Origin of the sequence: Enterobacter sp. HSTU-ASh6, from assembly GCF_026319105.1 — a bacterium.
GTDB lineage: Bacteria > Pseudomonadota > Gammaproteobacteria > Enterobacterales > Enterobacteriaceae > Enterobacter > Enterobacter sichuanensis.
Genome location: NZ_WSPD01000008.1, coordinates 163,997 through 188,422, shown reverse-complemented (window position 1 = coordinate 188,422; position 24,426 = coordinate 163,997). Strand labels below are relative to the sequence as shown.

The window sequence follows — 24,426 nt, the reverse complement described above, 5'->3', positions numbered from 1 at the left end:
GGGAGAGGGAATTGCACGGTGCAGTCTTTTCCCCCTCGCCCCTTTGGGGAGAGGGCCGGGGTGAGGGGAAAAGCACCAGAACTATTCACTACATAAATCCACTCCTACCCTATAAAACAACAAATCCGACCACACCAGCCGATTTGCACCAGCACGGTGCTAGCGTTATGGTTACCCACTTTCAAAATAAGCTCGACAGATCACCTGCTATGACGTTTTCACTTTTCGGCGACAAATTTACCCGCCATTCAGGCATTACTCGCCTGATGGAGGACCTCAACGACGGGCTGCGCACACCGGGCGCAATCATGCTCGGCGGCGGAAACCCGGCTCAAATCCCGGAGATGAATACCTATTTCCAGACCCTGCTTGCTCAGATGCTGGAAAGCGGCAAAGCAACCGATGCGCTTTGCAATTACGACGGCCCGCAGGGGAAAACTGAACTGCTGGCACTCCTCGCTGAAATGCTGCGTGACGAGCTGGGCTGGGATATCGAACCACAGAATATTGCACTGACAAACGGCAGCCAGAGCGCATTTTTCTACTTGTTTAACCTCTTCGCTGGGCGTCGCGCCGACGGCACCACCAAAAAAGTGCTGTTCCCGCTGGCGCCAGAGTACATCGGCTACGCCGATTCCGGCCTGGAAGAGGATCTGTTCGTCTCCGCGCGCCCGAACATCGAACTGCTGCCGGAAGGCCAGTTCAAATATCACGTCGATTTTGAACATCTGCATATTGGTGAAGAGACGGGCATGATCTGCGTATCACGTCCCACGAATCCAACGGGCAACGTGATCACCGACGAGGAGTTAATGAAGCTGGATGCGCTGGCGAATCAGCACGGCATCCCGCTGGTGATCGATAACGCCTACGGCGTACCGTTCCCCGGTATTATCTTCAGCGAAGCACGTCCACTGTGGAACCCGAACATTGTCCTGTGCATGAGCCTCTCTAAGCTGGGCCTGCCGGGCAGCCGCTGCGGCATCATCATTGCCAATGAGAAAATCATCACCGCCATTACCAATATGAACGGCATTATCAGCCTTTCACCGGGCGGCATCGGTCCGGCGATGATGTGCGAAATGATCAAACGCAACGACCTGCTGCGCCTGTCGAATGAGGTGATCAAGCCCTTCTATTACCAGCGCGTTCAGGAAACCATTGCGATTCTTCGCCGCTATTTACCGGAAGAACGTTGCCTGATCCACAAACCCGAAGGGGCGATTTTCCTGTGGCTGTGGTTTAAGGACCTGCCTATCACCACCGAACTGCTCTACCAGCGCCTGAAAAAGCGCGGCGTACTGATGGTACCAGGTGATTACTTCTTCCCGGGTCTGGATAAGCCGTGGCCACATACACATCAGTGCATGCGGATGAACTACGTGCCCGATCCGGAAAAAATTGAAGCCGGGGTGAAAATTCTCGCCGAAGAGATCGAGTACGCCTGGCGCGAAGATACGCAGTAAGGGCTTACGCCAGATGACGCACCAGACGGTACGTCATCTGGCAGGCTCCGCAACGATAAACCTGCCCTTGTGCTACGCCTCGCGCACGTTAAAACCCAGCTCTTTTGAAATAGCCTCTGCCGTTTCGCGCAGCGGCTTGAGTAAGTTTTTCTCGCCCACCTGCTTCATGCGCGACGTCGACAGCGATATAGAGATCGCGTACGGCACGCGGCCATGAATATCAAATACCGGCACGGCAATACAGGAGACACCCAGTTCGTTCTCTTCTTTGTCCATCGCCATGCTGTGCTCGCGGATCGTTGCCAGCTCGTCATACATCGCGCTCAGTTCGGTGATGGTATTGCGGGTCAACGGCTGGATCTGATCCTGGTGGCTTTCCCAGTAGCTCGCCACATACGCCTGTTGACCAAACGCCATGTAGATCTTGCCCATCGCAGAGCAGTAGAGCGGCATATGCTGACCGATATAAGCACGCGTGCGCAGCATGCCGGTTGTCGGCTCAAGCTTATAAATCAGAATGGCGTGGTCGTCTTCCCGGCTGGAGAAGTTCACCGTCTCGCCGGTAGCAATGTTCAGCGCTTCAAGGTGTGGCGCCGCCACGTGGATAATATTCAGTGATGACAGCGCCTTTTGCCCGACGGCGATAAATTTGGTGGTCAGGCGATAGGTCCCCGCCGCAGGTGCCGGCGTGACATACCCGCACGACTGCAATCCCTGCAGCAACCGGTGCACGGTGCTCTTATTTAGCCCCGCCAGTTCCGATAAATGCGCCAGCGGACAGCCGTTCGGATAGTTACTGAGGATCTCAATCAGCATCAGGCCGCGAAACAAGCTCTGGCTGCCTGCTGGCCTCTCTTTTTCTTGCGTCATTTCGCTCTCTTTCATGCTTTTTCCATGGCTCCTGTTTAGCGCGTCCTGATGGTAGCGCAAAGTGTGGGTCAGTTCACGATCTCGACAGAAAAAATACAACCAGTTGATTTTAATCGATTTTGAAAAACAGGAATGTCGTTGATCTGACAAATTTTGATCGCTATATTTGAAATCAGATTTCGCATAGTGAAATTTAGCGATAAAAAAGCACTCGCACTTGCCCCGACAAAAACAGGAGAACAGGGATGAAAGTGACCTTCGAAGAGTTGAAAGCGGCGTTCAATCGGGTTCTGCTCGATCGCGGTGTCAGCGCGGACACCGCGGACGCCTGCGCGGAGATGTTTGCCCGCACCACGGAATCCGGCGTCTATTCGCATGGCGTCAACCGCTTCCCGCGCTTTATCCAGCAGCTTGACGCCGGCGACATCATTCCTGACGCCCAGCCAAAACGGGTTACCACATTAGGGGCCATCGAACAGTGGGATGCGCAGCGATCCATCGGCAACCTGACAGCGAAGAAGATGATGGACCGCGCCACCGAGCTGGCGTCCGATCACGGGATTGGTCTGGTGGCGCTACGTAACGCTAACCACTGGATGCGCGGCGGCAGCTACGGGTGGCAAGCCGCCGAGAAGGGCTATATCGGGATTTGCTGGACCAACTCCATAGCCGTGATGCCCGCCTGGGGCTCAAAAACGTGTTGCATCGGCACCAACCCGCTGATCGTGGCCATTCCTTCCAGCCCGATCACCATGGTCGATATGTCGATGTCGATGTTTTCCTACGGCATGCTGGAGGTCAATCGTCTCGCAGGTCGCGAACTTCCGGTAGACGGCGGCTTTGACGACGAGGGTAATCTCACCAGAGAGCCTGGCGTGATTGAGAAAAACCGTCGCATCCTGCCGATGGGATACTGGAAAGGCTCAGGCTTATCGATCGTGCTCGATATGATCGCCACCTTGCTCTCCAACGGCGCGTCCGTGGCGGAAGTCACCCAGGACAACAGTGACGAATACGGCGTGTCGCAGATCTTTATCGCCATCGAGGTCGATCGCCTGATCGACGGACCAACCCGCGACGCTAAGCTGCAGCGCATCATGGACTTTATCACTACCGCAGAGCGGTCAGATGAAAACGTGGCGGTCCGTCTGCCGGGGCATGAATTTACGCGTCATCTGGAAGAGAACCGTCGCCACGGTATCACCATCGACGACAGCGTGTGGGCGAAAATCCAGGCACTGTAAGGAGTGGACCATGATATTCGGACATATCTCGCAGCCCAATCCGTGCCGCCTGCCACGCGCCATTGAAAAAGCACTGGATTTTCTGCGTACCACGGATTTCACCTCCCTGATGCCGGGCGTCGTTGAAATCGAAGGACGTAACATCTTTGCTCAGGTGCTCGACCTGACCACCAAAGCACAGCATGAGAATCGCCCGGAAGTACATCGCCGCTACCTCGATATTCAATTCCTGGCCTCCGGCGAAGAGAAAATCGGTATCGCTATTGATACCGGCAATAACGAAATAAGCGAATCATTGCTCGAACAGCGGGATATTATTTTTTATCACGACAGCGAAAATGAGTCGTTTATTGAAATGGTACCGGGCAGCTACGCCATATTTTTCCCGCAGGACGTTCACCGCCCTGCCTGTATTAAAAATAAAAGTTCTGCGATTCGTAAAATTGTGGTGAAAGTTGCCATCAGCGAATTGAATTAATTTTTTATAAATAGTGGAAACGCGAAATGACCAACACCGGGTTTATTATTGGTGCGTATCCCTGCGCACCCTCGTTTCATCAGCAAGGGGAACAAGAAGAACGGGCCTTCTGGCGGGCACTTTCCGACACGCCGGATATCCGTGGGCTGGAACAACCGTGTCTGGAAAATCTCCATCCGTTTGGTGATGAATGGCTGTTCCGCCATACGCCAGGCGACTGGCAAATGGTTGTCACCGCCGTTATGGAAACCATGCGCCGCCGGGGCACCCACGGTGCGTTTGGCCTGGCATCTGCTGACGAAGCGCAGCGTAAAGCCTGCGTCAATTTCTACCGTCATCTGCACCAGAAAATTGACGCCGTGAATGCCCGTTTTCCGGGAAAAATTATCGCGCTGGAGATGCAGGCGGCTCCGCAGATCGGCAATGCTTCTGTTGAGCAGGCCACCGATGCATTTTCCCGCTCTGTTCGCGAAATCACCGCGTGGGACTGGTCCTGCGACCTGGTGCTTGAACATTGTGATGCCATGACAGGTCTCGCCCCGCGCAAGGGTTTCCTGCCTCTGAAGCAGGTTCTGGAGGCGATCAACGAGACCGATATCAGCGTCTGCATCAACTGGGCGCGTTCGGCCATTGAGGGACGCAACACAACGCTTCCGGTTGAGCATGTGCAAACCGCCCTTCAGGCCGGAAAGCTGGGCGCGCTGATGTTCTCCGGTACCACCCTCCGCGGGGAGTACGGCGAATGGCAGGATCTGCACGCGCCGTTTTCTTCGTTCTGCGCCGACAGCCTGATGTCCACTGAACATGTAAAAACACTGTTTACTGCGGCGCACGCCGCAACGTTGAAATTCTCCGGTATTAAATTACTGGAAATAAATGCTAATGCTGACGTCGGGCATCGTATCGCTATTTTACGCGACGGCATTAGCGCGATGAAAAAAGCAACACAATAACAATAAAAACGTAATTCCGGTTACCTACACTGAGAGATTAAATATGACTACGTCTACTCAAGCCCTACATGCGGACATTCCGCGCCAGCGCTGGCTAAGAATCATTCCTCCTATTCTTATCGCCTGCATTATTTCTTATATGGACCGTGTGAATATCGCTTTTGCCATGCCGGGCGGTATGGATGAAGAGTTGGGTATTTCCGCCACCATGGCAGGTCTGGCGGGCGGGATATTCTTTATCGGTTATCTGTTCCTGCAGGTTCCCGGCGGCAAGATTGCCGTCCACGGCAGCGGCAAGAAGTTTATCGGCTGGTCACTGGTCGCCTGGGCGGTGATCTCGGTTCTGACCGGGCTTGTGACGAATCAGTATCAGCTTCTGGTGCTGCGTTTCTTACTCGGTGTGGCGGAAGGGGGGATGCTGCCCGTTGTGCTCACCATGATCAGCAACTGGTTCCCGGATGCCGAGCGCGGTCGCGCCAACGCCATTGTGATCATGTTTGTGCCCATCGCCGGGATCATCACCGCCCCGCTGTCGGGCTGGATTATTACCGCACTCGACTGGCGCTGGCTGTTTATCATTGAAGGGCTGATGTCCATCGCGGTGCTGGTGCTGTGGGCGTTCACCATTTATGACCGTCCCCAGGAAGCCCGCTGGATCTCAGACGCCGAGAAAAACTATCTGGTGCACACGCTGGCGGCTGAACAGCAGGCCATCGCCGGAAAAGAGGTGAAAAACGCCTCTCTCAGCGCGGTGCTGTCAGACAAAACCATGTGGCAGTTGATCGCCCTGAACTTCTTCTATCAGACCGGAATTTACGGTTACACCCTCTGGCTGCCCACCATTCTCAAAGAGCTGACACACACCAGCATCGGCCAGGTGGGAGTGCTCGCGATCCTGCCTTACATCGGCGCTATTGCGGGCATGTTCCTGTTCTCTACGCTCTCTGACCGAACCGGCAAGCGCAAGCTGTTTGTCTCCCTGCCGTTGATTGGTTTCGCGCTCTGCATGTTCCTCTCGGTGGCGCTCAAAGCGAATACCTGGCTGGCCTATGCCGCTCTGGTGGGCTGTGGTTTCTTCCTGCAGTCGGCCGCAGGCGTGTTCTGGACCATTCCGGCCCGCCTGTTCAGCGCGGAGATGGCGGGCGGTGCGCGTGGCGTGATCAACGCCCTGGGCAACCTCGGTGGCTTCTGCGGCCCGTATGCGGTAGGCGTGCTGATCACGCTCTACAGCAAAGATGCGGGAGTGTACTGCCTGGCGGTGTCTCTGGCGCTGGCATCGCTGCTGGCCCTGCTGCTGCCGGCGAAATGCGATGCGGGGGCAGAGCCCAATCCCACGGTGAACCCCCATAAACGTGCGGCCTGATGCCCTCAAACCGAACCGTAGGCCGGGTAAGCGCAGCGCCACCCGGCGAATAAGCGAGATAAAGATGAGTGAAAAAGAGCCCTTCTGGCTGGGTATCGATTGTGGCGGTACTTATCTGAAAGCCGGTTTATACAACAGTCAGGGCAAAGAAGTCAGTATCGAACGCCGCTCCGTTGCCACGCTCAGCCCACGAGCGGGCTACGCCGAGCGGGATATGCACCAGCTGTGGCAGCACTGCCACGCGACCGTGGCCTTGCTGCTCAACCATTCAGGGGTAAACGGAAAACAGATCAAGGGTGTCGGTATTTCCGCGCAGGGCAAGGGACTGTTTTTACTCGATAAACATGACCAGCCGTTGGGCAACGCTATCCTCTCCTCTGACCGCCGGGCCCAGGACATTGTGCAGCGCTGGCAGCAGGACGGTATTCCCGAAAAACTGTATCCGCATACGCGCCAGACGCTGTGGACCGGGCATCCGGTCTCCCTGCTGCGCTGGATCAAAGAGAACGAACCGCAGCGGTATCAGCAAATCGGCTGCGTGATGATGGCGCACGACTATCTGCGCTGGTGCCTCACCGGCGTAAAAGGCAGCGAAGAGAGCAACATTTCCGAGTCCAACCTCTACAACATGAACACCGGCCAGAACGACCCACAGCTTACGCGCTGGCTGGGTATCAGCGAGGTTGACGGCGCACTGCCGCCGGTTGTCGGTTCAGCAGAAATGTGCGGGGAAATCACCCCTCAGGCAGCTGCACTTACCGGTCTCGCGGCGGGCACGCCCGTCGTGGGTGGACTGTTTGATGTGGTTTCCACCGCGATCTGCGCCGGACTGCATGACGAACATACGCTGAACGCCGTGATGGGCACCTGGGCCGTCACCAGCGGGATCGCCAGTGCGCTTCGCGACAACGAACCGTTCCCGTACGTCTATGGACGCTACGTGCATCCACAGCAATACATCGTGCACGAAGCCAGCCCTACCTCGTCCGGCAACCTGGAGTGGCTGACTGCGCAGTGGGGCGACATGTCATTCGATGAGATCAACCTTGCCGTCGCCAGCCTGCCGAAAGCCGAAAGCGATCTGTTCTTCCTGCCGTTCCTTTACGGCAGCAACGCCGGGCTGGAGATGACCAGCGGTTTCTACGGTATGCAGGCGCTGCACACCCGCGCGCATCTGCTCCAGGCAGTTTATGAGGGCGTGGTATTTAGCCACATGACCCACCTCAACCGTATGCTCGAACGCTTTACCCACGTTCATGCGCTGCGCGTAACGGGGGGACCCACCCATTCTGAGGTGTGGATGCAAATGCTTGCAGACGTCAGCGGCCTGGCCATTGAACTGCCGCAGGTTGAGGAGACCGGTTGTTCCGGCGCGGCGCTGGCTGCCCTGGTTGGCACTGGCGTATATCCCGATTTTCACGCGGCGCAACGCGCCCTTCGACACGACATTCGGGTCATTGAACCTGACATGCACGCCCATGCAGCCTATCAGCGTAAGTATCAGCGCTACCGGCTACTGATTTCAGCACTACAGGGCTACCACGCCCGCGTTAAGGAGTACGACCTATGAGCCGACCATTATTGCAGCTGGCGCTCGACCACACCTCTCTTCAGGCCGCGCGGCGCGATGTCGCGACGCTTTCAGATCACGTCGATATTATCGAAGCGGGCACCCTTTTGTGCCTGACCGAAGGGCTAAATGCCGTACGCGCCCTGCGCGCGCAGTGCCCGGATAAGATCGTCGTGGCGGACTGGAAAGTGGCCGATGCCGGAGAAACGCTGGCGGAACAGGCGTTTGGCGCTGGCGCGAACTGGATGACCATTATCTGCGCCGCACCGCTGGCGACCGTTGAAAGAGGCCACGAAGTAGCACTGCGTTGCGGGGGAGAAATCCAGATGGAACTCTTTGGCCACTGGACGCTGGACGACGCGCGCGCCTGGCAGCGCATCGGCGTGAAGCAGGCCATTTATCACCGGGGTCGCGACGCCCAGGCCAGCGGACAGCAGTGGGGTGAGGCGGATCTCGCCAGAATGAAAGCCCTCTCCGACATCGGTTTGCAGATCTCGATCACCGGCGGCATCACCCCCGCCGACCTGCCGCTGTTTAAGCAGATCAATGTGAAAGCCTTCATTGCCGGACGCGCGCTGGCAGGCGCGGCCAATCCATCGCAGGTGGCGCACGCGTTCCATTCACAAATCCGCGACATCTGGGGAGCGTAACCATGCGTCAGCATCCGTTAGGTATTTACGAAAAAGCGCTGCCGAAATCCCTCACCTGGCCAGAGCGCCTGGTGCTGGCGAAAAGCTGCGGGTTCGACTTTGTTGAGATGTCGGTTGATGAAACCGACGAACGCCTGTCGCGCCTCGAGTGGAGCACCACACAGCGCGCATCGCTGGTTGAAGCGATGCTGGAAACCGGGGTGGCGATCCCCTCCATGTGCCTGTCGGCCCACCGCCGCTTCCCGTTTGGAAGCCGGGATGAAACCGTGCGTGAACGCGCCCGTGAAATCATGACCAAAGCCATCAGGCTGGCCCGCGATCTCGGCATTCGCACCATCCAGCTTGCGGGTTATGACGTCTACTACGAAGCGCACGACGAGGGCACGCAACAGCGCTTTGCTGAAGGGCTGGCGTGGGCTGTAGAGCAGGCCGCGGCCGCCCAGGTGATGCTGGCGGTGGAGATCATGGACACGGCGTTTATGAACTCCATCAGCAAATGGAAAAAATGGGATGAGATGCTCGCCTCGCCGTGGTTCAGCGTTTATCCGGATGTCGGCAACCTCAGCGCGTGGGGCAACGATGTGGCTGCCGAATTGACGCTGGGTATCGATCGCATCGCTGCAATTCACCTGAAAGATACCCAGCCCGTCACCGAGCAAAGTCCGGGACAGTTCCGCGATGTGCCGTTTGGCGAGGGCTGCGTCGATTTCGTAGGGATATTTAGCACACTCAATCAGCTGAACTATCGCGGTGCGTTTCTGATTGAAATGTGGACTGAAAAAGCAAAAGAGCCGGTGCTGGAGATCATCCAGGCGCGCCGCTGGATTGAAGCCCGCATGCAGGAAGGAGGCATGACATGTTAGAACAACTCAAAGCCGAGGTACTGGCGGCAAACCTGGCGCTTCCCGCCCACCAGCTGGTGACCTTCACCTGGGGCAACGTCAGCGCAGTGGATCGCGCAAGCGGCCTGATGGTGATCAAGCCCTCCGGCGTGGAGTATGACGTGATGACCGCAGAAGATATGGTGGTGCTGAATATCGCCACCGGTGAGGTGGTCGAAGGCCGCAAAAAACCCTCGTCAGACACCCCAACGCATCTTGCGCTGTATCGTCGTTTCCCGGAGATCGGCGGCATCGTGCATACCCACTCTCGCCACGCTACCATCTGGTCGCAGGCGGGGCAGGATTTACCGGCATGGGGCACCACGCACGCCGACTATTTCTACGGGACAATCCCCTGCACGCGGAAGATGACCCCGGCCGAGATTGCAGGGGAATACGAATACCAGACGGGGGAAGTGATCATCAAAACCTTCGAGGAGCGCGATCTCAGCCCAGTGCAGATCCCGGCGGTTCTGGTGCACTCTCACGGCCCGTTCGCCTGGGGTAAAGATGCCGCCGATGCGGTACATAATGCCGTCGTGCTGGAAGAGTGCGCCTACATGGGTCTGTTCTCGCGCCAGCTTGCCCCCCAGCTTCCGGTTATGCAGCAGGAACTGCTCGACAAACATTATCTGCGTAAGCACGGGGCGCATGCCTATTACGGCCAGTGATCATCCGGAATTAATATGCTCTTTACAGTACCGCCGTTTCCAGACGGCGGGGGTTAACCCGGTGTGCTTTGAAAATATCTGTCGGAAATAACCTACGTCATTAAAACCGCAGCGGGTGGCCACTTCGGTGAGCGAGGCGGTGCCATCCAGCAACAGTTTTTCTGCCGCCCTGACGCGCTGGCGATGTATTGCTTCCGTCAGGGTTAAATGGAAAGTCCGGCGAAACACGCGTCCGAGATAATCAGCATTACAGTGCAACGCTTTTGCCAGCTGCGATGTGGAAAGTGGCAAATGAAACTGCGTGCGAATAAGCTGCTTCGCCTTCCATGCCATTGCCGCCCCGGCCTCATCGGCGTTGTCTTCATATCCCGACGAGATCGACACCTGCTGTAAAATCAGTAATAAAATCATCTCCAGCGCCACGCTTCGCTGTAATTTCTCCTGCTCGCTGAGGAATTGCCGAAATAGCGCAATAACATATTGCGCATCCCTTACGCGGCAATGTTGTTCTATTGCCAGAGGGGTGGCTTCTGGCAAGATGACATGTTGCTTTTCAACCTCAAAGTGGAGCCAGTAAAAGCGCAGGTCCGCCGGGAAATCCTCTACGCCCACATGTCGACGGCCCGGCCAGAGAAGCAAACTTTCTCCCGCCTTCACCTCAAAGAGATGATTTTCTTCCTGGATCGTTAATGTCCCTTTTTCAACAAATATTATCTCCCATGAGGTTAACTTCCTGGCAGGGTGACGCCCCACGCCCCGGGAAATAAACAGCCCGCCATTCTGGACTTTAATCGGAAGCGCTATGGATAATTCGAGCATGGATATTCACCATTCCGCTTTTAGTGCCGTTAATATTCGACTTACGCTTTGATTATTAATAAATAACCGAATAACGGCTCGATCAAATTCACATTTTTATCATCAGGTCGGAATCGTCATCTTTTTATACTTTTCCCTTCTCTTGTTGGCCTGCCTGTTCGGTGCAGAATAAATGCGTACCTTGCACAAATACGATAATAAATTCGATTCCTGAGGAGTTATCTCATGACTTCCACACCGATTACAGAATCAGACGTGACACAAGGGGCAGCCGATAGCCGTTTGTCCATTCGCGAGAAAATTGGCTACGGCCTGGGCGATGCGGGCGGAACGGTGATGACCTGCCTGATCATGAATTTTCTGACCTTTTTCTACACCGACGTTTTTGGCCTCACCCCGGCACTTGTCGGTACGCTGTTTATCGCCCTGCGCGTCTTTGATGCCATTTCCGACCCGGTGATGGGTATCATTGCCGACCGCACCCAGAGCCGCTGGGGACGCTTTCGTCCCTGGCAGCTGTGGGTGGCATTTCCCATCGGAATTATTGGCGTGCTGACCTTCACCGTGCCGGAAGCCAGTATGGGCGTGAAAATCGCCTGGGCGTTCGGGACATACCTGCTGTTGTCCGTCGGCTATACCGCCATCAACGTTCCCTACTGCGCGCTGATCAACACCATGACGACTCGTCACAACGAGGTGATCTCCTGCCAGTCATGGCGCTTTGTGCTGTGCGGCGTGGCGGGTTTTCTGGTCTCCGTGGGTCTGCCGTGGCTGGTTGCGGAGTTGGGCCAGGGGAATGCCGCACGGGGCTATCAACTGGGGGTTGGCGTGCTGTGCGCCATCGCGGTAGTAATGTTTCTCTGCTGCTTCTTCTGGGTGCGTGAGCGCGTTCCGCTGGCGCTGATGGGCAAATTCACCCTGCGCGAACACCTGGCCGGTCTGCGTAAAAATGACCAGCTGCTGCTGATGCTGGTGATGTCGTTTTTGCTGATCAACGTGTTCAACATCCGCGGCGGCGGTTACATGTACTTCATCACCTACGTGCTGCAGGGCAGCACCGCCTATACCTCGCTGTTTTTCACCATGGTGACCTTCGCGGCCATTCTGGGCGCGGTGATCGTCAACCCTCTCTCTCGCCGCGTTGATACTGTCAAACTTTACTACTACACCAACCTGGTGCTGGCCGCGCTCGCGGTGGGCATGTGGTTCCTGCCCGGCGGCCCGGCTCACCAGACCCTGTGGCTTATCGTCATTCTGAGCAACGGCGTCATTCTCGGTTTTACCCTGCCGCTGCACTTCTCGCTGATGGCCTTTGCCGACGACTACGGCGAGTGGAAAACGGGCGTGCGCTCGTCGGGCATGAACTTCGCCTTTAACCTGTTTTTCATCAAGCTGGCGTGGGCATCCAGCGCCGGGATCATCAGTCTGGTGTTTATCGCCGTGGCCTACCAGCCTGGCACGGGCAACCAGACTCCCGCTTCACTGCAGGGTATCACCGCCATGGAGACGTTACTCCCTGCCCTATTCCACCTGCTGCTGGCTGTCTCTGTTCGCTGGTGCAGGCTCAACAACCCGATGATGGCGCGCATTGCCACCGATCTGCGCCAGCGTCATGTATCGTCCTGAGGAGAACGCTATGCCCGTAATGGAAGCCAACCTGCACAACCTGAAAATCAACGACCCGTTTCTCGGCCAGTATCAGCGGCTGGTGCGTGATGTGGTGATCCCCTACCAGTGGGATGCGCTGAACGATCGCGTGCAGGACGCCGAACCCAGCCATGCCATCACCAACTTCCGCATCGCGGCAGGCCTCGAGCAGGGGGAGTTCTACGGCATGGTCTTTCAGGACAGCGACGTGGCGAAATGGCTGGAAGCCGTAGCGTGGTCGCTGTGCCAGAAACCGGACGCTGAACTGGAAAAAACCGCCGACGAGGTCATTGAACTGATCGCGGCAGCGCAGTGTGAAGATGGCTATCTCAATACCTATTTTACGGTAAAAGCCCCCAGCGAGCGCTGGACCAACCTGGCTGAATGCCACGAACTTTACTGCGCAGGACATATGATTGAAGCCGGCGTGGCGTATTTTCAGGGCACCGGTAAACGCCGGCTGCTGGAGGTGGTATGCCGTCTGGCGGACCACATCGACAGCGTGTTTGGCCCTGGTGACAACCAGCTCCACGGTTATCCGGGTCACCCGGAAATCGAGCTGGCGCTGATGCGGCTTTATGACGTTACCCAGGAGCCACGCTATCTCACGCTAGTGAAATATTTTATTGAACAACGCGGCGTGCAGCCTCACTTCTACGATATCGAATATGAGAAGCGTGGCAGAACGTCATACTGGAACACCTACGGTCCGGCATGGATGGTCAAGGACAAAGCCTACAGCCAGGCGCATCAGCCACTAGCTGAACAGCAAACGGCCACTGGCCACGCGGTGCGCTTTGTCTACCTGATGGCGGGCATGGCGCATCTGGCTCGCCTGAGCCATGACGAGGGCAAGCGGCAGGACTGCCTGAGACTGTGGAACAACATGGCGCAGCGCCAGCTGTACATAACTGGCGGGATAGGCTCGCAAAGCAGCGGTGAAGCCTTCAGCAGCGATTATGATTTGCCCAACGATACGGTCTATGCCGAAAGTTGCGCCTCCATCGGCCTGATGATGTTTGCCCGTCGGATGCTGGAGATGGAGGCCGACAGTCACTACGCCGACGTGATGGAGCGGGCGTTATACAACACGGTGCTTGGGGGCATGGCGCTGGACGGTAAGCACTTCTTCTATGTGAACCCTCTGGAGGTCCATCCGAAAACCCTGGCGTTCAACCATATCTACGATCATGTGAAACCCGTTCGCCAGCGCTGGTTCGGCTGTGCCTGTTGCCCGCCGAATATCGCTCGCGTGCTGACGTCGCTGGGGCATTACATCTATACCGTTCGCCCGGATGCGCTTTTTATTAACCTCTACGTGGGCAACGAGGTCGCCATACCGGTGGGCGACGAGACGCTGCAACTGCGGATTAGCGGCAATTATCCTTGGCAGGAAGAGGTAAATATCGAGATCGTCTCACCTGCGCCGGTGAGGCATACCCTGGCCCTGCGGCTCCCGGACTGGTGCGCGGCACCTGCCGTGTCGCTGAACGGTGAAGCCGTTGCGGGTGAAATCTCCCGGGGATACCTCTACCTGACCCGTACCTGGCAAGAGGGGGATGCTGTCACGCTGACGCTACCGATGCCGGTTCGCCGCGTGTATGGAAACCCGCAGGTACGCCAGCAGGCGGGCAAGGTCGCCCTGCAGCGCGGCCCGCTGGTCTACTGCCTGGAAGAGGCCGATAACGGAGCGAACCTACATAACCTCTCCCTGCCTGCCGACAGCGTATTTCGGGTCTTTGAAGGAAAAGGGATTTTCGCACATAAGATGCTGGTTCAGGCGCAAGGGGTAGCACGAAGCGCCACTGAGACGGGATCGGCGGCGTTATGGCAGTATGACCGCTCTCCGGTGCAGCCTCAGCCCAAAATGTTGACCTTTATCCCCTGGTTTAGCTGGGCTAACCGGGGAGAAGGGGAAATGCGGATTTGGGTGGATGAAGGCTGATTATCTGCGGCCTGTTGCCCTCACCCCAGCCCTCTCCCACGGGAGAGGGAGAACGTTAAGGCAGCACGCGACGTGCTGCCTCAGCCAGAAATGCGCTTCGATTGCCGAACTGAGGGTGCTCGCTTACAAAGGAGTCGATCTTTACCAGCAAACGTCGAGGCATCGTGATGTTGATACGCTCGGCTCTGCCGTCGAACTGCTTCATATTAATATCCACCAACAGCCATTGCCCACCAATGAAATCCTCTGGACGACTTTCCAGATGCGCTTCCACATTACCCGGAAGAGGCAGGACTTCATCCACTTCAAACAGTGCTTCGAAGTGGGCGGTGAGTGCATCACGTGCATCCTGAAATGCATCATCCAGGGAATCACCTGCAAAAAAACAGCCCGGAACGTCAGGGAAAAAACCGCTGGCGCTTCCGTCTGAGTCAGAATGAATGTAAGCCGGATAAAACATAACTACTCCTGATATCAGTGTTGAATGCCCGCCTGCCGCCAAATCTGCGCGAGGGTGCCCGGTTTAATATCCTTTTTAGGATGTGGGACAGTCACCAGCCCTTTCTTCACGGGGTGACGAAACTGATGATGGCTTCCTTTCGTTCTCACACATTTCCAGCCATGCCTGATCAGAACAGTAATGACATCCGCACTTTTCACATCCTAATCCTTCCATGATTATACACATAATACACACCATCACTATCGGGTCGCATCACATTAGCGCATCGGGAACAACAGTGCAGCCATAGGTTGCCGGAACGGGAAGATGCATCGAGAAAAGAAAAGGGGGATACGCTGTATTGCAAAAAAAATGTAGGGGCTATCGTAGGCCGGGTAAGGCGAAGCCGCCACCCGGCCTTATCACATCAGAAACGCCAGGTCAGGCCGGTCATCAGCGCGAAGCTGTCGTCGCGGTCGATCATCGGGCTGTTCTTCACGTCGTCAGGTAATACGGTATAGACCGCGCTGGCGTTAAGGAACAGCTTCTCGGTTAACTGATATTTTGCCGCCAGGCCAACGTATGGCGTCCAGCTGTCACCGGCGGTGTATTCATCCAGACCTGAGCGACGAGACTCGCTGCCGGATACGCCGTAGTAATAGTCGTTGTAGCTTTCGTCGCTGTAGAAAACACCGAAAGAGGGCGTCAGGGTCAGGCGTTCCATCCTGATTGGGCGGAAGTACGAGACCTCGCCCACCACGCCACCGCTTTCATCCATCGCATCGCCGGCAACGGCCACTTTCAGAGACCCCCAGCTTTCGTGGCGGTAGTAGGCGCCACCGAGGAAGGCAGACGCTTTACGCTCATCAAGTTTTTTCATCTGATGGTCGTCGTTATCTTCTGGATCAAAATGCAGCGGCATCCACGATGCGGTCAGGCTGAATTCATTCTTTGCGTCTTTCCACAGGATCCATCCGCCCGTGGTCTGGCGAACATAGAATCTGTCGCCTTCATAGCTAATTAACGGAACCGCGGTGGTATTTTCATTATATCCTTTGTAAGGAGACTCATTAAATACAGCCCCCGCGCCAAGTGAAAAGTCACCGGCCATTGCAGAAGTTGTTGCAAATAACGTGGCCGCGATGAGTAAATTGTATTTAATAGTCATTACATGTAATCCATTTATATGCCAAACAAGCGAGGCGAATAATAATGGTTACAAATTTGCCAATGCAACGCTGCGGTTTATATAATATTATATATAAAATCATATAGATGGGTGCGCAGGATGAGTAAATTACAGCTAAAACCACGCGAATTAAAAATCATATCCGTTATCGCCGCAACCCACAGCATTGGTGATGCCGCCGCCCTGCTGGGTATGGCGCAGGCCAACGTCAGTAAATATCTGTCTGATTTTGAAACGCGGGTTGGGCTGAAGGTTTTCGAGCGCACCACCCGTCAGCTCGCCCTCACCCAGTTTGGCGAGGCGTTACTCCCTTACGTGAATGCCACGTTGGATAAGAACAGTCAACTTGTTAATTTCATTGCTGATTATAAGCATGAAAAGCGCGGAAAAGTGACGATCTACGCCCCAACGGGCATCGTGACCTATCTCGCGCGGCACGTGATCCATCAGATAGAGAACATCGGTGACATCCGCATCTCCCTGAAAACCTATAATCTGGACCGGAATGAATTTTCAGAAGGGGTTACCTTTCCGGATGACTGCGATATCTTAATTACTTATGCACAGCCGAAAGACGAAAGCCTGGTTGCCAGTGTGCTAACAAAATATTCCGTAACGGCATTCGCAACCGTTGACTATTTAAATAAACACCCCTTAACGGGACCTGAAGATTTAATTAATCACTCCTGTATTCTCATTGATTCCATGCTGGTCGATGATGCAAACATCTGGCGTTTCCGCGTCCACGGCAGCGATCACGTACATGATTACCGGGTAACGGGTAATTATATTTGTGACAATACGCAGACGGCCCTGGAGCTGGCAAGAAATAATCTGGGAATCGTGTTTGCGCCAAAAGAGAGTCTGGAGAAAGAATTAACCAAAGGCATGCTGGTCCCTTGCTTTCCGCATCAGGAGGAGTGGTGGCTCGATCTGACCGCCATTTTCCGTAAACGCGAATACCAGCCCTGGCGTGTGCAATACGTTCTGGACGGCGTTCTGAACTGCCTGCGCCAGCAAATTGCTCAGGCCGCCCACGGACGGCCTGAACTGGGTGATTAGAACAGCCCCAGCGGTTTATCAGAGTAGCTGACCAGCAGACATTTCGTCTGCTGGTAATGCTCCAGCATCATCTTGTGGGTTTCACGCCCGATGCCCGACTGCTTATATCCCCCAAACGCCGCGTGCGCGGGATAGGCGTGGTAGCAGTTAGTCCATACGCGCCCGGCCTGTATGCCCCGGCCCATTTTATAGGCCAGATTACCGTTGCGGCTCCAGACGCCTGCCCCCAGGCCATATGGCGTGTCGTTGGCAATCTCCAGCGCCTCCTCCATCGTTTTGAAGGTGGTCACGGCCAGCACCGGTCCGAAAATTTCCTCCTGGAAAACGCGCATGTTGTTCTGACCGAACAGGATCGTCGGCTCAAGGTAGTACCCCTCCTGCAGATCCCCACCCAGCACTTTACGGCGACCGCCGGTCAGAATATCCGCCCCTTCTTTCTTGCCGATATCAATGTAGTTGAGGATAGTCTCCAGCTGTCCGTGCGAGACCTGCGCGCCCATCTGGGTGACGTTATCGAGCGGGTTACCGCTGCGGATAGACTCGACGCGGCGAATGGCCCGCTCCATAAAGCGCTCATAGATGGACTCCTGCACCAGCGCGCGGCTTGGGCAGGTACAGACTTCGCCCTGGTTAAAGGCAAACAGCGCAAATCCCTCCAGGGCTTTATCGAAGAAGGCATCCTCTTCTTCCATCACGTCCGCGAAGAAGATGTTCGGGGATTTGCCCCCCAGCTCCAGCGTCACCGGAATGATGTTCTGCGTGGCGTACTGCATGATCTGCTGGCCCACTTCCGTCGAGCCGGTAAACGCCACTTTAGCGATACGTTTTGAAGTAGCCAGATATTCGCCTATCTCACCGCCCGCGCCGTTCACCACGTTAATCACGCCCGGCGGCAGAAGATCGCCAACGATTTCCATCAGCAGCAGAACCGAGAGCGGCGTCAGACGGGCCGGTTTAAGCACAATACAGTTTCCCGCCGCCAGCGCTGGTGCCATTTTCCAGCTCGCCATCAGCAGCGGGAAGTTCCACGGAATAATTTGCCCGACGACACCCAGCGGTTCGTGGAAGTGATACGCCACGGTGTCACTGTCTACCTCGCTGATCCCGCCCTCCTGGGCACGAATACAGGAGGCGAAATAGCGGAAGTGGTCAATCGCCAGCGGCACGTCTGCCGCCATGGTTTCCCGGATCGGCTTGCCGTTATCCCAGGTTTCAGCCGTCGCCAGCAGCTCAAGGTTTTGCTCCATCCGGTCGGCAATTTTGAACAACAGGGCCGCCCTGTCCTGCACGGAGGTATGGGCCCATTTATCTTTCGCTTTGTGCGCCGCATCCAGCGCCAGATCGATATCACGCTTGCCGGAGCTGGCAATCTCACACAGCGGCTGGCCGGTAACAGGGGTCAGGTTGGAATAGTATTCGCCGTCGACGGGAGCGACCCAGTCGCCGCCAATAAAGTTGTCATAACGGGGCTTCAGCTTAAGGGGAAAACCATACTCGCCAGGCTGGATACGCGATGAGGGAGGATTGTTTGTCATGACCGTCTCCTTGCTGTGGGTGTACAACAAGGGTAGTACCGGCTGGTGATTTTATCGCCAGCCGGTAACGGTGTTTACGACAGGGGTCACGGTGTTTCTGGAAAGAGCAGTGAATCCCGCAGGACATGATCGTTACCGCGACGGCGAGTGAAGCCGATACGGTTGAAATACTCCAGGATCTGAATCGCCAGCTTGCGGCCCACGTTCAGCTGGTCGCGGAAATCGGCTGCGCAGGTGGAGCCCCGCGCCTGATCCCGCTCGCGGATCAGGTTCGCAAACGCAACAATACGATCGTTACGGTAATAACGATCTTTTACGATCGCGACTATCAGCCCCTGCTGCGCGGCATGCCGCAACACCTGGCGCATCACCTGCTCGTCGGCGTTTGTTTCACGAGCCAGATCGCGAACCCACCATGGTTCGTCGCCAAACAGCGGGGCCACTTTCTGCCATATTGCTTCTTGCTCTGCGCTAAACCCGGCCTTGTGATCCGGCAGGTGCAGCCAGCCGTGGTGGCTTTTGATCGCCCCGCTTTCGCGCATGTTTTCAATTAGCAGCAGCACCAGCGCATCGTCTTCCATTGGCAGCGCCATGCGCCGCAGACGTTCCCGACCCGGGCCAGGCTCATCCTGATGCTGTTCATGGTAAGTGGCGAGCGTAGTCAGTATCTTGCGCTGCCAGCGTGCGGCAACCGGGGCATTGAGCAGGCGGTTACCCGCCTGTATAAAGCCCGGCTCTTGTGTCAGCTGTCGCAAGCCTTCCCCGCTCAGCTGGCGCGCCCATGCGAAATCCTTAAGACTCACCGCCCCACGCTCAAGATGCACCCGCAGCGCGGCGTCATCTTCTCTGGCCTGCGCCAGCGCGGCCAGCCATTGCAAATATTCAGGTTTCCGCTTGCCGCGTCGCGGCGGGTTAAGCATCACCACCCGCGCCCCGGCCAGCGTTTCGCGCGCGGAAATATCACGCAGCACCAGACGATCGTTGTCTGCCAGCCACAGCGGCGAATCGAACACCAGTTCAGCAAGGTCGTTTTCCAGCAGCGACACGCGCCCGGTAATATGGCTGGCCGCGTGGTGAATATGCAGCGGCTGCCATTGGGTCAGCGGCGCATGCGTCTGCAGGGAGACAATGACGCGTTCAGACGGTTCAGGCGGGGCATCGGCCAGCAGCCAGTCGCCGCGGTTAAGCTGCTCTTTTTCCACATCCCCGGCAATGTTCAGCGCGATCCGCTGCCCGGCGTGAGCCTGCTCTGTGGGCTGGTTTTGAGCATGCAGGCCGCGCACGCGCATCGGTTTATTCACGCCCGTCAACCATAAGCTATCGCCTACTTTCACTTCGCCGCTGAGCGCCGTCCCGGTGACCACCAGACCCGCCCCCTTCACGCTAAACGCCCGGTCAATCGCCAGACGGAAACGGTGATGGCCGGCGTGATCACGTGATGAAAGATGCTGCAAGTGGTGGCGAAGTTCGTCGATACCTCGCCCTTCGGTCGCCACGGTGACAAAAAGCGCTGCATCGGCAAAGCCATATTCCCGTAAGGTCGCCTGCACCGCTTCGCGCACCTCGCTGACGCGAGCGTCATCCACGCGATCGGCTTTGGTCAGCGCCACAGTCAGCTGCGGGTTGCCGGTCAGCTGCAGGATCGCCAGATGCTCGCGGGTTTGCGCCATAACGCCATCATCACAGGCCACCACCAGCAGGGCATGATCGATGCCGCCTACCCCCGCCAGCATGTTAGACAGAAACTTTTCATGCCCCGGCACATCAATAAAACCCAGCACGCGGCCATCAGGCTGGGGCCAGTAGGCATACCCCAGATCGATGGTCATGCCGCGCTTTTTCTCTTCCGGCAGGCGGTCGGCGTTTACGCCGGTGATCGCCTGCAGTAACGTGGTTTTTCCGTGGTCAACGTGACCGGCGGTGGCAATAATCATTTCAACAACATCTCCAGAAATCGCTCTTCATCTTCAAGGCAGCGCAGATCCAGCCACATCCGGCCATCGTAAATCCGCCCGATCACCGGCGTCGACAAATTACGCCAGCGCGACGACAGGGCTTCAAGGTGGCTGCCGCGCCCGTCGCGCGGGGTGAACGTCAGCGCTTCACTCGGCAGCCTGTCCACCGGCAACGAACCGCTGCCAATCTGTGACTGGCAAGGCTCAATGCGAACGTCAAAATCGGGATAGTGCGGCGCGACGCGCGGCAGCAGTAGCTCGGCCTGGGCGCGAATCGAGGCGGCATCCCGGGTTAACAGACGCAGCGTCGGCAGGCGGTCAGCCAGCTTCTCAGGATAGAGATAGAGTCGCAGCGTCGCGTCCAGCGCGGCAAGGGTCATTTTATCGGCACGCAGGGCGCGCTTGAGCGGGTGCTGCTGCAGCTTCGCAATCAGTTCGCGTTTACCCACGATAATCCCGGCCTGCGGCCCGCCCAGCAGTTTGTCGCCGGAGAAGCTGACCAGGCTTACGCCCGCCGCAATCATCTCCTGCGGCATCGGTTCTTTCGGCAGACCGTACTGGCTCAGGTCGACCAGCGAGCCGCTGCCGAGATCGGCAATCACCGGTATATTCAGCTCGTGCCCCATCGCCGCCAGCCCGGCCTCGTCAACCGCTTTGGTAAAGCCTTCAATATGGTAATTGCTGGTGTGGACCTTCATCAGCAGGGCGGTATTTTCATTCACCGCCGCGCGATAATCTTTCGCATGGGTGCGGTTGGTGGTACCCACTTCATGCAGCGTACAGCCCGCCTGGCGCATCACGTCCGGGATGCGAAACGCGCCGCCAATCTCCACCAGCTCACCGCGGGACACCACCACCTCTTTGCCGCTGGCGGTGGCCGCCAGCATCAGCAGCACCGCCGCGGCGTTGTTGTTCACAATGCAGGCATCTTCCGCGCCGGTCAGCTGGCACAGCAACTCCGCCAGCGCGCGATCGCGATGCCCGCGCCCGGCGCCGCCAAGATCGTACTCCAGCGTCACAGGCGCTCGCATGGCCTTCATCACGGCGTCCACCGCCTCTTCCGCCTGCTGCGCGCGCCCCAGATTGGTATGCAGCACGGTTCCCGTCAGGTTAATCACCGGGCGCAACGCGCTTTGCGCCTTGGCCTCCAGCCGCTGTTCAACTTCCTGCTCCCAGGCACTACACCAGGCGGGCAAGGCGTTTTCTGCCTGAATCGCACCTCGGGCTTCGTCCTGAAGCAGACGTAACATCTCAACCGTCGCGGTATGGCCGAAACGTTCAACAGCGGCATGAATACGGGGGTTGCGAAGAAGACGATCGGTCGCGGGGATCTGGCTGTACAGCGAATGATGAGTAGTCATGAAAGCGCCTGGCGAGTAAATATCTTCCCCCCTCCCGACGGGAGAGGGAGTTAACATGTGGAGAGATTGTACCCCCTCCCGCGGCGAAGTGTTATAACCCGCGTCAAGCCTTTGGTGGTTCGGTTCGGGCAAAGCTCTCGCGGCTAAAAAGCGATTCTGCGAGTTTCACCAGCAACGGACGGTCGACGCACCAGCCAGGGGAGACGCGGCGGAAGTTGAGGTAACCGATGGCGCAGGCGATGGCGATGGTCCCCAGGTTCAGGCTGTCGATGTGGATCTTGCCCTCCCGGATAAGCTGTTCGCACCGGTCCAGGCTGCGGCTGATTTTTTCCCGCTGGCGCAGCAGTTCGTTTTCTGACTGCTGGGCGGCAGGCCTCGCCTGTTCACGCACGGAGGTAAGCGCCGCATCCATAATGCCGTCGGCCAGGGCTTCAATTTGCTTCACCGCCAGCGCCGCTTTTGGGTCAGCAGGCAGCATGGCCGGCGCAACGCCCAGCAGTTCTATGTACTCGGCAATAATCGGGGAATCGAACCAGTATTCACCCTCGTCCGTCACCAGCGCGGGGACTTTCCCCAGCGGATTGTACTGCGCGACGCCGTTTTCAGCGTTGTAGGGCTGCTCATTGACGAATTCAAATTCAATCCCCTTCTCCAGCAGGAGAATCGAGATTTTTCGCACGAAGGGACTGGTGTAGCTACCGATGAGTTTCATTGCCTGATCCTTGATGCCGGAAAAAAGTCAGTATGGATCAAGCGATGAAAAAAGGGCAGGTCTGCGTGTCGCATTCCTGCCCGGGAGGGATTAGTGATCGAGGTAGAGGTAGTGCATCCAGCTGGTCATCCGCAGCAGCACTTTACGCATGACAGAAACGTGGGCGAAGTGGTCCGAATAGACTGCCACCTGGGCATAAATACCGTCCGGCAGGGCATCGACCTCGGCGTTGGGTTCCAGCTCAATCAGCGCCTGTACGCCATCCGTGCCCGGCACCACCGTCAGCGACTGCAGTGCGCCCTGCGCCTGATAGGTTCCTCCCGGCACCACCGGCAGAATACTGGTGAGCTTACCGGAGAACACCTGGCCCGGCAGAGCGTTAAACACCACTTCCGCTTCATCACCCGGCTTCAGACGCAGCAGCGAGTTCTGGCGGAACTGGGCCACGATCTGACGTTTCTGTTCAGGAATAAAGACCATCACCGGACGCAGAGGCAGCGCGGCGGCATAGGTCCCCGGACGGATCAGCACCTGGGTGATATAGCCATTGCTCGGCGCACGCACCACGGTCTGATCCAGATTGTATTTCGCTTCGGCAAGCTGGGCGCGTAAGGAGGCAATCTGCGACTGCTCGCCGTTCACCATGCTGTCTAACTGGCTTTGGATCTGCACCTGTTCAGCAACGGAGCCTTTTACCAGTGCATCCTGCGCCAGATAGTTCTGCCGCGCGTTGTCGATATCGCTTTCAGAGAATGGATTCACCTTCGCCTGGCTGCCTTTCAGGTAGCGCTGATAATCTTTGTACAGGCGATCGCGCTCAGCGGAAACGCGCGTGGTATTGGCGACAGCTTCCGCCAGCTGCGCTTTCAGATTATCGATGTTATGCGTCGCGGTCACCAGGTCAGCCTGCAGTCTGTCGACCCGCGCCTGATAACGGCCTGGATCCAGCTTAAATAACACTTCGCCTTTTTTAATTAGCTGGTTATTTTTATCGGTCACTTCGCTAACCACGCCGGTCACCTGCGGCGTAATCGGAATGGAAATAACCGCTTTTTGCGCCGTAAACGTATATGGGTGGTTATAGTTCATGAGCAGAATAAGTCCGGCAACAATAAACACCCCACCTAATGTGGCGGTGGCAAGCGTCCACTGGTTTACCGGAATACGGAATATTTTAAAGATGGCCCAGGCAAATGCCACGTAGGTCAAAATAATCAACAGATCCATGATTAGCGCTCCAGCGTGTTCTTATCAGCAGTAGGCTCTACTGCGGCCAGCTTTTGTTCGAGTTCCGCCACGCGTTTGGCTAGCGCATCCATGCCCGGGACCTCATCAGCCCTGGTGATGTGGTTTTGCATACCCCAGCCGCGATCTTCGCGGTACAGGGTGGCCCAAATCCACAGGAACGGCCAGATGGCATGAAGCGTAAACAGACTAATCCACCCTGCCGTGTGAATAGCATCGGCATGCGGATGGTTACGCTTTTTGGCCATATTATAAGGGATGTCATGAATGGCGATGATTCCGTAAAAAAGAACCAGAAATACAAAAATCAATACGCCCAGCGCAAAATAGTTGAGAAACATATTCTCCTCACTTAAACAACGTCAACT

At 56.7% G+C, this 24,426-nt stretch carries 23 protein-coding genes; 12 read left to right on the top strand and 11 right to left on the bottom strand.

The features are described 5' to 3' along the window. The first annotated feature begins 209 nt into the window (after positions 1-209). Positions 210-1,466 carry a valine--pyruvate transaminase gene (avtA, locus tag GM298_RS12315; RefSeq protein WP_025758385.1) on the top strand — a complete coding sequence of 419 codons (1,257 nt, stop codon included), beginning with the start codon at positions 210-212 and terminating at the stop codon, positions 1,464-1,466. Positions 1,467-1,538: 72 nt separating this feature from the next. Here avtA and yiaJ read toward each other — a convergent pair whose 3' ends face one another. Beyond that, the gene (gene yiaJ, locus GM298_RS12310) at positions 1,539-2,351 is read right to left on the bottom strand and encodes an IclR family transcriptional regulator YiaJ (protein WP_266154171.1); all 813 of its coding nucleotides are present in this window, start codon (positions 2,349-2,351) and stop codon (positions 1,539-1,541) included. A gap of 230 nt (positions 2,352-2,581) precedes the next feature. Between yiaJ and yiaK the strand changes: the two genes are divergently transcribed. The 8 genes from yiaK (at position 2,582) to araD (ending at position 10,146) form a co-directional block, all read left to right on the top strand. After that, the gene (gene yiaK, locus GM298_RS12305; RefSeq protein WP_059386744.1) at positions 2,582-3,580 is read left to right on the top strand and encodes a 3-dehydro-L-gulonate 2-dehydrogenase; all 999 of its coding nucleotides are present in this window, start codon (positions 2,582-2,584) and stop codon (positions 3,578-3,580) included. A 10-nt stretch (positions 3,581-3,590) separates the two neighbouring features. Beyond that, positions 3,591-4,058 carry a YhcH/YjgK/YiaL family protein gene (locus GM298_RS12300; protein WP_059386745.1) on the top strand — a complete coding sequence of 156 codons (468 nt, stop codon included), beginning with the start codon at positions 3,591-3,593 and terminating at the stop codon, positions 4,056-4,058. 26 nt (positions 4,059-4,084) lie between these two features. Further along, complete coding sequence (locus GM298_RS12295; protein WP_128339058.1) at positions 4,085-5,011, top strand: DUF4862 family protein; 927 nt, start codon at positions 4,085-4,087, stop codon at positions 5,009-5,011. A 43-nt stretch (positions 5,012-5,054) separates the two neighbouring features. After that, positions 5,055-6,374, top strand: coding sequence for an MFS transporter (locus GM298_RS12290; RefSeq protein WP_045286011.1), 1,320 nt, complete (start codon positions 5,055-5,057; stop codon positions 6,372-6,374). Positions 6,375-6,438: 64 nt separating this feature from the next. Beyond that, positions 6,439-7,944: an FGGY-family carbohydrate kinase gene (locus tag GM298_RS12285; RefSeq protein ID WP_266154170.1), complete on the top strand. Its 1,506-nt coding sequence runs from the start codon at positions 6,439-6,441 to the stop codon at positions 7,942-7,944. Further along, on the top strand, positions 7,941-8,594 hold the full coding sequence (gene ulaD / locus GM298_RS12280) for a 3-keto-L-gulonate-6-phosphate decarboxylase UlaD (protein ID WP_266154169.1): 654 nt from the start codon (positions 7,941-7,943) through the stop codon (positions 8,592-8,594). The genes GM298_RS12285 and ulaD overlap by 4 nt, the downstream gene beginning before the upstream one ends. Positions 8,595-8,596: 2 nt before the next feature. Continuing rightward, positions 8,597-9,457: an L-ribulose-5-phosphate 3-epimerase gene (locus GM298_RS12275; protein WP_059386748.1), complete on the top strand. Its 861-nt coding sequence runs from the start codon at positions 8,597-8,599 to the stop codon at positions 9,455-9,457. Next, complete coding sequence (araD, locus tag GM298_RS12270; RefSeq protein WP_095449911.1) at positions 9,451-10,146, top strand: L-ribulose-5-phosphate 4-epimerase; 696 nt, start codon at positions 9,451-9,453, stop codon at positions 10,144-10,146. Before GM298_RS12275 ends, araD begins: the two co-directional genes overlap by 7 nt. Here the strand turns inward: araD and GM298_RS12265 are convergent, their stop codons facing one another. After that, positions 10,147-10,965: a helix-turn-helix domain-containing protein gene (locus GM298_RS12265; RefSeq protein WP_126800944.1), complete on the bottom strand. Its 819-nt coding sequence runs from the start codon at positions 10,963-10,965 to the stop codon at positions 10,147-10,149. It lies immediately after the preceding gene. Positions 10,966-11,190: 225 nt separating this feature from the next. Between GM298_RS12265 and GM298_RS12260 the strand changes: the two genes are divergently transcribed. Together GM298_RS12260 and GM298_RS12255 are read left to right on the top strand one after the other, a co-directional pair. Beyond that, positions 11,191-12,591: an MFS transporter gene (locus GM298_RS12260; protein WP_266154168.1), complete on the top strand. Its 1,401-nt coding sequence runs from the start codon at positions 11,191-11,193 to the stop codon at positions 12,589-12,591. 10 nt (positions 12,592-12,601) lie between these two features. Next, complete coding sequence (locus GM298_RS12255) at positions 12,602-14,557, top strand: glycoside hydrolase family 127 protein (protein WP_266154167.1); 1,956 nt, start codon at positions 12,602-12,604, stop codon at positions 14,555-14,557. A 55-nt stretch (positions 14,558-14,612) separates the two neighbouring features. Here the strand turns inward: GM298_RS12255 and GM298_RS12250 are convergent, their stop codons facing one another. From GM298_RS12250 to GM298_RS12240, 3 genes are all read right to left on the bottom strand, one after another. Beyond that, positions 14,613-15,017 carry a type II toxin-antitoxin system HicB family antitoxin gene (locus GM298_RS12250; RefSeq protein ID WP_045286019.1) on the bottom strand — a complete coding sequence of 135 codons (405 nt, stop codon included), beginning with the start codon at positions 15,015-15,017 and terminating at the stop codon, positions 14,613-14,615. Positions 15,018-15,031: 14 nt separating this feature from the next. Next, positions 15,032-15,217 (bottom strand): type II toxin-antitoxin system HicA family toxin, encoded by a 186-nt coding sequence (locus GM298_RS12245; RefSeq protein ID WP_047957473.1) that lies wholly within the window; start codon positions 15,215-15,217, stop codon positions 15,032-15,034. A 209-nt stretch (positions 15,218-15,426) separates the two neighbouring features. Continuing rightward, positions 15,427-16,167, bottom strand: coding sequence for a MipA/OmpV family protein (locus GM298_RS12240; protein ID WP_059386754.1), 741 nt, complete (start codon positions 16,165-16,167; stop codon positions 15,427-15,429). A 120-nt stretch (positions 16,168-16,287) separates the two neighbouring features. On the opposite strand from GM298_RS12240, the gene GM298_RS12235 reads away from it, so the two are divergent. After that, positions 16,288-17,250 (top strand): LysR family transcriptional regulator, encoded by a 963-nt coding sequence (locus GM298_RS12235; RefSeq protein WP_045286021.1) that lies wholly within the window; start codon positions 16,288-16,290, stop codon positions 17,248-17,250. On the opposite strand, the gene aldB is transcribed toward GM298_RS12235, so the two are convergent. The 6 genes from aldB to GM298_RS12205 form a co-directional block, all read right to left on the bottom strand. Continuing rightward, entirely contained in the window at positions 17,247-18,785 is a 1,539-nt protein-coding gene (gene aldB, locus GM298_RS12230; RefSeq protein WP_045286022.1) for an aldehyde dehydrogenase AldB, read from the bottom strand. The two genes, GM298_RS12235 and aldB, sit on opposite strands and share 4 nt — an antisense overlap. Positions 18,786-18,871: 86 nt before the next feature. After that, positions 18,872-20,719 (bottom strand): selenocysteine-specific translation elongation factor, encoded by a 1,848-nt coding sequence (gene selB, locus GM298_RS12225; RefSeq protein WP_262784256.1) that lies wholly within the window; start codon positions 20,717-20,719, stop codon positions 18,872-18,874. After that, a complete protein-coding gene (selA, locus tag GM298_RS12220) occupies positions 20,716-22,101 on the bottom strand; it encodes an L-seryl-tRNA(Sec) selenium transferase (protein WP_266154166.1) in 1,386 nt (461 codons plus the stop codon). The genes selB and selA overlap by 4 nt, the downstream gene beginning before the upstream one ends. 103 nt (positions 22,102-22,204) lie before the next feature. Further along, positions 22,205-22,813 carry a glutathione S-transferase gene (locus tag GM298_RS12215; protein WP_025758412.1) on the bottom strand — a complete coding sequence of 203 codons (609 nt, stop codon included), beginning with the start codon at positions 22,811-22,813 and terminating at the stop codon, positions 22,205-22,207. A gap of 90 nt (positions 22,814-22,903) precedes the next feature. After that, positions 22,904-24,040 carry an HlyD family secretion protein gene (locus tag GM298_RS12210; protein WP_025758413.1) on the bottom strand — a complete coding sequence of 379 codons (1,137 nt, stop codon included), beginning with the start codon at positions 24,038-24,040 and terminating at the stop codon, positions 22,904-22,906. A 2-nt stretch (positions 24,041-24,042) separates the two neighbouring features. Next, positions 24,043-24,399 (bottom strand): DUF3302 domain-containing protein, encoded by a 357-nt coding sequence (locus GM298_RS12205; protein WP_025758414.1) that lies wholly within the window; start codon positions 24,397-24,399, stop codon positions 24,043-24,045. Between the last annotated feature and the right edge of the window lie 27 nt (positions 24,400-24,426).

What these genes read in the sequence shown, in the direction of transcription:
- avtA (WP_025758385.1), top strand. Translation starts at nt 210, where the DNA reads ATGACGTTTTCACTTTTCGGCGACAAATTTACCCGCCATTCAGGCATT.
- yiaJ (WP_266154171.1), bottom strand. Translation starts at nt 2,351, where the DNA reads ATGAAAGAGAGCGAAATGACGCAAGAAAAAGAGAGGCCAGCAGGCAGC.
- yiaK (WP_059386744.1), top strand. Translation starts at nt 2,582, where the DNA reads ATGAAAGTGACCTTCGAAGAGTTGAAAGCGGCGTTCAATCGGGTTCTG.
- GM298_RS12300 (WP_059386745.1), top strand. Translation starts at nt 3,591, where the DNA reads ATGATATTCGGACATATCTCGCAGCCCAATCCGTGCCGCCTGCCACGC.
- GM298_RS12295 (WP_128339058.1), top strand. Translation starts at nt 4,085, where the DNA reads ATGACCAACACCGGGTTTATTATTGGTGCGTATCCCTGCGCACCCTCG.
- GM298_RS12290 (WP_045286011.1), top strand. Translation starts at nt 5,055, where the DNA reads ATGACTACGTCTACTCAAGCCCTACATGCGGACATTCCGCGCCAGCGC.
- GM298_RS12285 (WP_266154170.1), top strand. Translation starts at nt 6,439, where the DNA reads ATGAGTGAAAAAGAGCCCTTCTGGCTGGGTATCGATTGTGGCGGTACT.
- ulaD (WP_266154169.1), top strand. Translation starts at nt 7,941, where the DNA reads ATGAGCCGACCATTATTGCAGCTGGCGCTCGACCACACCTCTCTTCAG.
- GM298_RS12275 (WP_059386748.1), top strand. Translation starts at nt 8,597, where the DNA reads ATGCGTCAGCATCCGTTAGGTATTTACGAAAAAGCGCTGCCGAAATCC.
- araD (WP_095449911.1), top strand. Translation starts at nt 9,451, where the DNA reads ATGTTAGAACAACTCAAAGCCGAGGTACTGGCGGCAAACCTGGCGCTT.
- GM298_RS12265 (WP_126800944.1), bottom strand. Translation starts at nt 10,965, where the DNA reads ATGCTCGAATTATCCATAGCGCTTCCGATTAAAGTCCAGAATGGCGGG.
- GM298_RS12260 (WP_266154168.1), top strand. Translation starts at nt 11,191, where the DNA reads ATGACTTCCACACCGATTACAGAATCAGACGTGACACAAGGGGCAGCC.
- GM298_RS12255 (WP_266154167.1), top strand. Translation starts at nt 12,602, where the DNA reads ATGCCCGTAATGGAAGCCAACCTGCACAACCTGAAAATCAACGACCCG.
- GM298_RS12250 (WP_045286019.1), bottom strand. Translation starts at nt 15,017, where the DNA reads ATGTTTTATCCGGCTTACATTCATTCTGACTCAGACGGAAGCGCCAGC.
- GM298_RS12240 (WP_059386754.1), bottom strand. Translation starts at nt 16,167, where the DNA reads ATGACTATTAAATACAATTTACTCATCGCGGCCACGTTATTTGCAACA.
- GM298_RS12235 (WP_045286021.1), top strand. Translation starts at nt 16,288, where the DNA reads ATGAGTAAATTACAGCTAAAACCACGCGAATTAAAAATCATATCCGTT.
- aldB (WP_045286022.1), bottom strand. Translation starts at nt 18,785, where the DNA reads ATGACAAACAATCCTCCCTCATCGCGTATCCAGCCTGGCGAGTATGGT.
- selB (WP_262784256.1), bottom strand. Translation starts at nt 20,719, where the DNA reads ATGATTATTGCCACCGCCGGTCACGTTGACCACGGAAAAACCACGTTA.
- selA (WP_266154166.1), bottom strand. Translation starts at nt 22,101, where the DNA reads ATGACTACTCATCATTCGCTGTACAGCCAGATCCCCGCGACCGATCGT.
- GM298_RS12215 (WP_025758412.1), bottom strand. Translation starts at nt 22,813, where the DNA reads ATGAAACTCATCGGTAGCTACACCAGTCCCTTCGTGCGAAAAATCTCG.
- GM298_RS12210 (WP_025758413.1), bottom strand. Translation starts at nt 24,040, where the DNA reads ATGGATCTGTTGATTATTTTGACCTACGTGGCATTTGCCTGGGCCATC.
- GM298_RS12205 (WP_025758414.1), bottom strand. Translation starts at nt 24,399, where the DNA reads ATGTTTCTCAACTATTTTGCGCTGGGCGTATTGATTTTTGTATTTCTG.